Annotated in this window: 1 pseudogene; it reads right to left on the bottom strand. The window is 75.5% G+C overall.

Annotated features, from left to right (window positions below):
* Nucleotides 1-8,361 (bottom strand): annotated as a pseudogene (locus ABZ836_RS30335) (hypothetical protein); the annotation flags it as partial.

The raw sequence follows: 8,361 nt of genomic DNA on the forward strand, positions 1-8,361 counted from the left end.
CCGCCCGGAACAAGTAGTCCGCGTACGCCCGGTACAGCCTCGCCGTCACCTCCGGCGTCAGCCGGCCCGACGGAGCAGCATGCACCACGCCCGCACTCGCATCCGCACCGGCCGGTAGGGCGTCGCTGGCGCTGTAGTGGTCGACGCCGTTGTAGTAGATCTCCACACCGTTGGTACCGGGGGCCTCGGGGCCGTGGTGCGAGACCACCTCGGCGCGGCCGTCGGGATAGGCGCGGGCGACGTCGAAGGTGATGCCGAGCGCGTGCGCGGTCAGCGGCAGGAACGCCTCGCCGAACGGGGTCGCCCAACTGTCGCCCCAGTTCTCCACGGCCTGCAGCAGGCCGTGCCACTCGTCCGGGCTCATCAGGGCGGTACTGGTCGGGTACGCGGCCTCGAGCCGGGTCCTCAGCTCGTCGTCCGAGAGACCGGACAGGGCGTTCCGGTCGCCGAGCCGGTGCCGGCGTGCCAGCTCGAGCAGATCGGCGCGGTCCGTGGCGGGGTCCCTCAGGTGGTCCGCGAATTCCTGCAGCGTGGACTGCCGCAGCTGACCGGTGACCTCGTACGGGACGGTCCCTGCGGGACCGGCCTGGCGGAGGTAGTCGGCGACGTGGCCGCGCAGAGCGGCGACGGCCGCGTCGACCAGGGGGTCCGGGGGCAGCGTGCCGGTCTCGCCGAACTGCCGGGCCCGGCGGGCCAGGGCGGCGCGGACGCGCCCGGTGTCCGAGAGCCAGGCGAAGACGTCGGGGCGGGCCGTCGCCAGTCCGGGGACGGCGTCACGGACCACGCCCGGTGCGCTGCCGAGGACGGAGTGGAGCAGGCACTCCCCGTCGGCGACCGTGCGCAGCAGGCGCCCGGTGGCCGGGGGCGCGGCCGAGCTGTGCTTGCCCTCCCGGGCGGCCCCCGAGCCGGACGTGCCGCTGCCCCCGGCCTGCCCCTGAAGCCCGTTCCCGCCGTTCTCCTTCGGCGGGGCCTGCTTCGGCGCGGCGTTCGACGGCGAGGTCTTGCTTCCCCCGGCCTTCGACACCGCGGCCTTCGACACCTCGGTCTTGGGCACCGGGCCTGGCGGTGACGCGGCCGGCTTCCGCTTGGCCGGAGCGGTGCTCGCAGCGGTCTTCGGCGCGGTGAGCAACGGCTTCTTGCCCGGCCGCCGAGCCGGGGCGGACGCCAGCGACGACAGCGGAACGCTGACCAGCCCCTCGGCGGTGGTCTGCCGGACGTCGCTCACGGCCAGGGCGAGGCCGGGCAGCCGCAGCCGGGCGTCGGACTGGGCGGCGGCCTGCTCGGACTGCTCCTTGAGCGCTTCGACGACGGACCGGTTCAGGGCCCGCAGACGCGCACGCCGGTCGTCGCGGTGCCGGGTGGCCCCGTCCAGACGCCCGGTCGAGTCCGTGAGCGCGGCCGCGGCGTCCTCGGCGGCGCTCTCGGCGTCGGCGAGCGCCGTCTCCAGCGCCGGGAGCCGGCCGGCGGCGTCCTGGGCCTTCCGCCGGGCCGCGTCCAGTTCACCCTGCACCCGCTTCTGGTCGGCGCGCAGCCCGTCGACCTCCTCGCGGGCGGCCCGCAGCCTGGAGTGCGCCCTGGCCGAGCGTTCGCGGGCCTCGCGGGCCCGGGTCTCGGGGACGGTGCCCTGTTCCTGGCGGGCGATGTGCTCCAGCACGGCGTCCGCGGCGCGGACCTCGCCGGACGCGGTGGTGGCGCGCTTGCCCGCCTCGCCGATCCGGCGGGGCAGGTCGAGGAGGGTCGCGGCGAGCCGACGGGCCTCCTGCTGCCAGCGGTCGCGTTCCGACTCGACGGAGTCCCGCTCCGACCGGGTCGTGGTGACCGCTTCCTCGGCGCGGGTCGACGCGTCGGCGGCCTCCCGCCGCGCGGTGCCGGCAGCGCCGACGGCCTGTTCGGCGGTGTCGAGCGCGGTGCGGGCCTCCGCCTGCGGTCCGCGCAGGTCGCTCTCCCGCTGCCGTGCCTCCCTCTGGGCGCGGAAGGCGTCGGCGTGGGCGGTGATCCCGGCGTCGAGGCCGCTCCAGGAGTCCAGGGTGCCGGCGTCGGTGCTCTGCAGGGCGCCGTCCGGCGTGAACCCCCAGTGCCGCAGCCCCTCGTCGGTGCGGAGCACCAGTTCCACGGGCCGGCCGGCGAGGACGGCGGTCCTCGCGGCCGCGTACAGGGCGCGGGCGAGCAGGGCGCCGTCCGGGTCGGGTCCGACGGCGAGCCAGAGCTGGGCGGCGGGATCGCTCGGGTGCAGCCCGTCGGCCAGCGCCTGGGGGAGGTCGCCGAGGGGATGGGTGGTCCAGTCCCGCAGGTCGGCCGTGGGCTGACCGGCGAGCAGGGAGCGCAGGTCGTACACGTGCGGATCGGTGCGGGCGTCGGTGATGCCGTAGCCGAGCACGTCGCGTTCGGCCAGGCGGAGTTCGGCGCTGCCGGTCACGTACAGCGTGCCCTGCGGGCCGCTGACCGTGATGACGACGTCGGCCATGGTCTCGTGGCTGCGGGTGCCCCGGCCTCCGGGGGGCAGTGCGGTGCCGCCGGTCTTGAACCACTCGCGGCGGGTCGCCGCGGTGGTGGAGACCTGTCCCTGGGTGACCGGCTGCCGGCTGACCAGGGGGACACCCGTGCCCAGGACCTGGCCGTCGGACCTCTCGTAGGCCATCTGCAGGGCGAGGGCGGGAGCGGATCCGGCGACGAGCGAGGTGGTCGCGGTGGTCGTCGGCAGCCGCAGCCGGTCCAGGGCGACGTCACCGGCGTCGGTGACACGGCGCGGGTTGCGCAGTTCGATGCGCAGGCTGGGCGGGTCGTCGGACTCGAGAGGCTCGGGGTACGCGCCCGGCAGGGTTTGGGTGATCCCGGCGGAGCGCGGCGGGTCGAGGCTGATGGTGCCGGCCTGGATGAGCTCGCCGATGCGGACGGCGGCGCCCTCCGCGGAGCCGGACGCCGCGGTGGCCTGCCAGTGGGCGGTGGTCCGGGGGGCGACGGTGGCGAGGGCCTCGGCGAGTTCGGCGTACGCGTTGAAGTGGAAGACCGGGGTGGGACCGGTCGGCACGATCCGCTGGCCGTCGGCGAGCCGCGGTCGGCCGTCGGCCGTCGGCGGGGCCACCAGCGGGTGCTCGGCCGACACGGAGGGCGGGGTGGGCCGGGGCGGCGTCACGGGGTCGGCCGCCTCGCTGCCGGTGAAGCGCAGCGTGACCCGTGCGGGCACCGTCGCCGTGGCCGCGGGCCGGCCGTGCAGGACGCGGTCGAGCCAGGCGCCGAGGGTGACGTCCTCGTCGTACCAGGCGAGCACACCGGCCTCGATGACGCCGCCGGGCACGTCGAGGGGCCATTCCCCGACCAGTTCGGAGCGGACCGTGGCGGTGTACTCGTAGTCGACCTCGAAGTCGGCCGCGTTGTCGGTGCGCAGCCAGAAGCGGTCCTCGCCGCCCTCGGCGGTCCTGCCCGTGTCGGTGCGGGTGGTGCTGAATCCCAGGGCGGGGCCGGTGCGGTCGGTGCGCGTGTCGTCGGTGGGGCGGATGTAGCGGGCCGTCGGCTGGAAGGCGACGGCGTGCCGGCGGGTGTGCGAGACGGAGTCGGAGGTGTTGGCGGGGGCGTGGGTGTGCACCTGTTCCTGCCCGGTGCCGCTGCCCGCGGGCCGTCCGCGGACGGTGCGCAGCCCGTCGGTGTCCTGGCGGGGCCGGGCGCTCAGCTCGACCTCGACCAGCCGGGCGCCGCCCTTGGCGAGGTGCCGGAAGTGGAACCGCTGCACGCCGCGGGGTCCGCGGCCGGGGAGGGCACGCAGAGCGGTCGCGGTGGTCAGGTCGGCGATCCGCGCCGCGACGCCGGGCAGGTAGGAGGCGTGGCCGGGGACGGTGGAGCCGGGGGCCTCGCGCTCGACGAGGGCGGTCAGTTCGGCACGCATCCGGTCGCGCTGTTCGTTGCCGTCGGCGCCGAGCTGCCTGACCGACAGGACACCGGCGAAACCGGGTTCCTGGGTACGGGAGAAACGGTCCGGCAGGGGCAGCGTCGGCTCCGGCAGGGCGGGCGGGGTCAGCGTGCCGAGACCGGTGAACCACTCGGCGTCGCGCGCCAGTTGCTGGTCGCTGAGCAGGAACTGGGCACCGCGGGGCAGGTCCACGGCGACGGTGACCGGGTCGGCGCCGGTCAGTCCGAGCATGTTGCCGACCAGGTTGCGGCGGCCGTGCCGGACGGTGACCAGGAGGGTGGCCCCGCTGCGGACGCGGTGCTGGACGCCGCTCTCCGTCGGGGTACGGGTCACCGCGGTGGTGGACCCGAGGGTGTGCGTCTCGTCGGTGCGCTTGCCGAACGCGTACCGCGCGGACGGGTTGAACGCACGCTGCTGCGCCGGTGCCGGGGTGCCCGCGGGCACCGTGGGCGGCATCTGCCTCGTGGTGGCGCTGAGGGCGCCCTGGTGGCTCGTGCCGGTGGTGACCTGCTGCTGGGCGGTGTCGGTGGCGCCGACGTCGGTCTCCAGGTACTGCTTGGCGCTGTGCAGGTGCTCGGCGTCGTGCAGATAGCCCTGGATCTCCACGGAGAACTCGTGGTCGGCGCCGAGGCCGGGCAGGGTGAGCCCCTCGACGACGTACCCGCCCTTGAAGATCTGGTGGGCACGCCCGACCAGGGCGGCGGGGGCGACGGCGCCGCGCAGCACCTCGGTGAACGGTGCGCTCTGGTCGGTGGCGCCGGGGCCGGAGAGGAGTCCCGACACCCGGTCGCCGGCCGTGGTGAGGGCCTCGGGGACTCGCGCGGCGACGGCTTGCCTCACCGTGTCGAGCAGCCCCTGCTCGGGGTGGCCGGGGTAGGTGTTGGTGACGATCTGCCGGAACGCGTCGAGGATCGCGCCGGAGCCGCGGACGACGTCCATGACGGCGTCGTCGGGCAGCCGGACGACGCCGTCGACGGGCTTGCCGTCCGGGCCGGTCAGCGCCAGGCGCGCACGGTCGGTGTCGTCGACGGCCCGCACCCGGTGGGCGGGCGGCGCCTGCCGCGGGGTGCCGGCGGGGACGGTGCGGTGCTGCGGCACGGCGAGGGTGACGTGTCCGCCGACGGTCCGCACGGGCGGGGTCACGGGCTCCGCCGGCCTCTCGACGTCGGCGGGCTTCGCCGGGGCGGCGTCGGGGTGCGAGGCGGGATCGGCGAAGCGCACCGCTGGGTCCTCGCCCGGCCCCTCGTAGAGGTCGAGGGCGAACTGCGCGGGCACGTCGAAGACCTCGGTGGGCTGACCGCTGCCGATGAAGAACTGGTCCTGGTTGACGCCCGAACCGACGGTGGACGCGTGGCTGGTGCGACGGGCGTACGTGTAGTCGCCGCTGCCGCCCAGGGCCCACGGGGTGCGGTCGCCCAGCGGGCCGGCGGGGCCGCCGCCGAAGCCGGCCTGCCAGCCGTAGGCATAGCCCTTGGTCTCGGTGCCGGCGACGGAGAACGAGGAGATGCCGATCACCTGCACGTGAGGCAGGGTCCGGCGGTGCCGGGCCCCGGTGGCGGGGCCGGGTCCGGTATCGCGGAACGCGGACAGCCGCAGCTGGACGCGGCGGGTCCCGCCGCTGCGGTCCGGCAGGTCGAACCACATCGCGTGGCCGCCGTCCAGCATGCCGTCGGTGGAGGCGCGCAGCCCCGTGCCGGACCGGGCCTGCTCGAACCGCCGCAGGTTGGCCAGCCGCGCCTGGACGGCGGCCTCGTCGAACAGGGCGCCCGGCACCGCTTCGAGCGGCGGGAGGAAGCCCTCCCGGCGCAGCCACGCCTCGGCGCGCTCGAACAGAGGCTCCGTGCCGGAGACCTCCAGCGGAGCGGCGGAGACGCCGAGACTCTGCAGGTTCTCCAGCTCCTCGGGGAGCTGCCGCGTCCCGGAGCCCGGCGGATGCGTGATGCCCTGTGCGTCGGCGGCGGCCAGGATCCGCAGGCGCATGCCGTCGTCCCAGGGGCCGAACCGGTGCGTGGTGCTGCCGCCGCGGGCCCGGATCAGGGTGACGCGGTGGGTGACGCGGGCCGGGGCGAGGAGGTGACTGCGGTTGCTGCGCACGGAGTGCGTCATGGTGGCCGAACCACCGGACGACAGCGAGGCGCTGGTCTGCCACTGCAGACCGCCCTTGCCGGCCAGGCTGCCCGACACCACCGACGACGCGTCCGGGTGCCCCGGAGCGTGGTCACCGGTGAAGGCGGGGCCGAAGCTGCCGTCGAGGGCGGCGCCGCTGGTGAGCTTGGCGGAGCTGTCGACCTTGACGGAGTGCGCCACGTGCGCCTCCAGGTTGATCTTCCCGTCGAGCGAGCGGTGCGTCGGGTCGCCGGGCTCCACCTCGGTGGTCACCTTCAGCATGCCGATGGCGTTGCCGTCGCGGTCCAGCAGCACCGGCGAGAACAGGCCGCCGCTCCGCTGCAGGGGCAGGGCGCCGCGCAGGATCGGCTCGGACAGGAACTCCTCCAGCTCCCGGGCGGAGGTGTCCGACAGCCCGGCGAGGTCGGTGGCGTAGCTGCGCCGCACCTCGGCCAGCAGGCGTGCGGGTTCGCGGACGGTGTCGACGCCCCACACCGGGAGGTCGTCCAGGCCGGCGGGGACGGCGAGCTCGCCGTCGTGGTCGGTGGCCAGATGCTCGGGGAACCAGACGGTGACCGGTCCGTGGGTGCGGGCGGCGTCCCAGCCGTCGGCCGCCGAGGCCTGCGCCGGCGGATCGACCCGGACCTGCCACACGGTGGCGAACTCCACCGGCTGCGACAGCTCGCTGCTGCGCTGCGCGGTCATCGTCTGCACCGCGTGGGTGACGGTCGTGGTCGCCGAGTACTGGTTGTGCGTCAGCGTGAGCGCCAGGGCGGCGTCCAGCCGCCGCACCGGTCCGGCCGCGTCCCGGGGGAAGAGGCCGGTCCAGGTCACCGGAACGGAGCGGAGGGTGCCGGAACCGCTGGAGGAGGCGGAGTCCTGGCTGCCGATGCCGCGCCGTTCGACACGGGCCTCGGGGTCCTGCACGGTGTGGGCGCCGTACCGTGCGGAGCGGGCCGGGTCCCGCAGCCCCAGCCGTACGTCCACGGTCCGCTCCCGGCCCTCGTGCTCGACGGTGAACCGCGCGCCGCGGCTGCTGCGCACGTACGGCAGCTCCCGCGCCAGCTTCTCCGCGGTGAGCGTGGACCGCAGCCGCAGCAGCACCGGATGGTCGTCGGCCACGGGACCGGTGATGCCGAGCGCGGTCAGGACCTGCCGGTGCAGGCCGTCGACGACGGGCGAGGGCAGCGGCTCGACGTGCACGAGGCCCACGTGCCCGTCGTGCTCGGCGCCGTACCCGGTGACGTAGGAGGACAGGGGCGCCGGCCACAGGCCGGGGACCTGGCCGTCGGGGCCGCCGGCCGGCGCGGCGTGCACCGCGGAACGCCGGCGCAGCTCGTCGACGCGCCGCTGGACCAGTGCCTCCACGCTCGGCCGACGGGCCTCGCGGGCGGTGTCCCGGGCATCCCGGACGGCCTGGTCCACCTCCTGCGGTGTGACCTCGCGCATGCCGGTCACCAGCCGGGCGAACTCGTTCTGGTTGCCGTGCCCGATGCCGATGTTGTGGTGCGTCCGCCCGGTCAGCACCGCGTCGACGTCCTGCGGGGACCGGAAGTTGGCGGCGGCACCGGTGCGCAGCAGCTCCTGGTGCAGCAGCGCGGAGTCGGGGATCTGGTAGGCGCCCGTCTGCTGGTTGGGGACGCCGTGGGCGCGGACGAAACGCCAGTAGCCGTCCTCGGGCACGGTGAACTCGACGACCGTCTCGTCGTCCGACGCCGCGTTGTCGTTGGTGAAGGCGTCGGTGTGGGAGAGCGAGGTGGTGAAGAACTTGCGGTACTGCCGGCTGTCGTTGTGGGCCATCGCGGCCTTGAAGCCGGCCTGCGCGGTGCGGGCGCCCAGGAACACCCGTGCCTCCGCGGTCGCCATCTTGCGGTAGAGGCGCAGCGGGGCGTCCGGGCCGGCGGTCATCGGCGTGGGCGCGGCGGCCTGGGCGTCGCGGATGCGGACCAGTTCGGCGTGGAAGGCGCCGATCTGGTCCCGCAGGGCGTCGTGCAGCGCGATCCGCTCGGTGAAGACGGTCTGCGAGTCGGCGAAGACGTAGTAGCCGCTCGCGAAGTCGACGGCGGCGTCGTCGGTGTCGAAGAACTCGGCGTAGGCCCGGTAGTAGGCCTCCATCGCCTCCACGGTGATCCGGCCGGCCCGCTCGCCGGGCGCCGGGTGCAGCGGCGCGGCGGTGCCGGTCCCCGCGGCGCGGTCCGGACGGGCGCCCGTGGTGGAACTCTCCGGGGGCGAGCCGACCGGTGTGTCGTCGGCCGCCTCGCCGATGCCGGTCATGAAGTCGAGGAAGGCTTGGAGGGTGGCGTTGTCGGCGGTGGTGGTGGTGACGGGGTTGGCGGGGTGGTGGTGCGGGG

Origin of the sequence: Streptomyces sp. NPDC047130 (genome assembly GCF_040643475.1) — a bacterium.
Classification (GTDB): domain Bacteria; phylum Actinomycetota; class Actinomycetes; order Streptomycetales; family Streptomycetaceae; genus Streptomyces.